This window comes from Rhizobium mayense (assembly GCF_030272705.1).
Classification (GTDB): domain Bacteria; phylum Pseudomonadota; class Alphaproteobacteria; order Rhizobiales; family Rhizobiaceae; genus Rhizobium; species Rhizobium mayense.
This window is the reverse complement of sequence record NZ_JARFYM010000111.1, coordinates 1-632: the sequence shown is the minus strand read 5'-3', so window position 1 is coordinate 632 and position 632 is coordinate 1. Positions and strand designations below refer to the sequence as shown.

The following is a 632-nucleotide window of genomic DNA, read 5'->3' as shown; positions in this document are numbered from 1 at the left end:
AGCGCCTGGCGCATCACCTTGGTGTTGCCGGTGCAGTCGAAGGTGTAGTCGGCCCCGCCGATCTGGTCGGCGCCGCGCTTCGTCATGTTGACGAGATAGGGAACGATGTCGTCGCCGACCTCCTTCGGATTGACGAAATGCGTCATGCCGAAGCGTTCGCCCCAGGCCTTCTTGTCATTGTTGAGATCGACGCCGATGATCTTGTCGGCACCGGCAAGCTTCAAGCCCTGGATGACATTGAGGCCGATGCCGCCGAGACCGAAGACGATCGCCGTTGCGCCCATCTCCACCTTGGCGGTGTTGATGACTGCCCCGATGCCGGTCGTGACGCCGCAGCCGATATAGCAGATCTTGTCGAAGGGGGCGTCCGGATTGACCTTGGCGACGGCGATCTCCGGCAGCACCGTATAATTGGCGAAGGTCGAGCAGCCCATATAGTGATGGATCTTGTCCTTGCCGATCGAAAAACGCGAAGTGCCGTCCGGCATCAGCCCCTGGCCTTGGGTGGAACGGATCGCCGTGCACAGATTGGTCTTGCGGCTGAGGCAGGAGGGGCATTCGCGGCATTCGGGCGTATAAAGCGGAATGACGTGGTCGCCTTTCTTCACCGAGGTCACACCCGGGCCGACATC

1 protein-coding gene is annotated in these 632 nt (G+C 61.1%); it reads right to left on the bottom strand.

The features are described from left to right. Positions 1-632, bottom strand: a 632-nt coding sequence (locus PY649_RS34810; protein ID WP_285873615.1) for a zinc-binding dehydrogenase, incomplete at both ends; no start/stop codon positions are given.